Raw genomic sequence first — 1682 nt, forward strand, 5'->3', positions numbered from 1 at the left:
GAACACTTGATGAAGGCGATGCTGGATCAAGATGGACTCGCTACCAGTATTCTGAACAAAGCGGAAGTGTCTGTGCAACGGGTAAGGGAAGCAACGGAATCCTTTATCAAAAAGCAACCTAAGGTTTCTGGTAATAGCGACTCCGTTTACCTAGGACGCAGCATGAATAGCTTGCTAGACCGAGCAGAGTCCTATCGTAAAGAATACCAGGACGATTATATCTCCATTGAGCATCTGATCCTCGGTTATCTGAAAGATGACCGCTTTGGTAAGTCATTATTCCAGGAGTTTAAACTAGATGAAAATAGGCTTAAACTTACCATTGCTGACATTCGAGGGAATCAGAAAGTGACCGACCAAAATCCAGAGGGCAAATACCAAGCACTGGAAAAATATGGACGTGATCTGACAGAGGCGGCGCGGGAGGGAAAGCTTGACCCAGTTATTGGGCGAGATGATGAAATTCGGCGCACGATTCAAATTCTCTCGCGCCGTACTAAAAATAACCCAGTGCTGATGGGGGAACCTGGTGTTGGGAAAACTGCTATTGCTGAAGGCTTGGCACAACGGATTATAGCTGGTGATGTGCCTCAATCCCTCAAAGACCGACAATTGATTGCTCTGGATATGGGCGCATTGATTGCTGGGGCTAAGTTTCGGGGAGAATTTGAAGAACGCCTGAAAGCGGTACTAAAAGAAGTTACCGATTCCCAAGGCAAAATTATCCTGTTCATTGATGAAATCCATACCGTTGTCGGTGCTGGTGCTTCTCAAGGAGCAATGGATGCGGGAAATTTGCTCAAACCAATGTTATCACGGGGTGAATTGCGCTGTATCGGTGCTACTACTCTCGATGAGTACCGCAAGTACATTGAAAAAGATGCAGCACTCGAAAGACGCTTCCAGCAGGTCTATGTTGACCAGCCTAGTGTAGCTGATACTATCTCGATTCTACGAGGTCTTAAAGAACGGTATGAAGTTCACCATGGGGTAAAAATTGCCGATAGTGCTTTAGTGGCAGCAGCTACTTTGTCTACTCGGTATATTAGCGATCGCTTTTTACCAGACAAAGCCATTGACTTAATGGATGAAGCGGCAGCACGGCTAAAAATGGAAATTACTTCCAAGCCAGAAGAACTCGATGAAATTGACCGCAAAATTATCCAGCTGGAAATGGAACGGTTGTCTTTACAAAAAGAAACTGATCTCGCCTCCATCGAAAGGCTGGAAAGACTCGAAAAAGAACTGGCTGATCTTAAAGAAGAACAGCGTACTTTGAATGCCCAGTGGCAATCAGAAAAAGATGTGATTGACCGGATTCAGGGGATTAAGGAAGAGATTGATCGAGTTAACGTAGAAATTCAACAGGCAGAACGGGATTATGACCTCAACCGAGCCGCTAAGTTAAAATACGGCAAGTTAGCCGAGTTGCAAAAATCCCTGGCAGCCGTTGAGCAACAGCTAGCCGAGAACCAAACCAGTAGTAAATCCCTGCTGCGGGAAGAAGTTACAGAAGCTGACATTGCGGAAATTATCTCTAAGTGGACTGGAATTCCCATTAGTAAGCTGGTTGAGTCTCAGAAAGAGAAGCTACTGCACCTGGAAGAAGAACTACACAAGCGGGTGATTGGTCAAGAGGAAGCCGTTACTGCTGTTGCCGATGCTATTCAGCGATCGCGTGC

At 45.8% G+C, this 1682-nt stretch carries 1 protein-coding gene; it reads left to right on the plus strand.

Features of this window, described 5'->3' with window-relative positions; genetic code table 11:
* Nucleotides 1-1682, plus strand: a 1682-nt coding sequence (locus F6K38_RS03460) for a Clp protease N-terminal domain-containing protein (protein WP_287356084.1), incomplete at both ends; no start/stop codon positions are given.

This window comes from Moorena sp. SIO3B2 (assembly GCF_010692525.1).
Taxonomy (GTDB): Bacteria; Cyanobacteriota; Cyanobacteriia; order Cyanobacteriales; family Coleofasciculaceae; genus Moorena; species Moorena producens.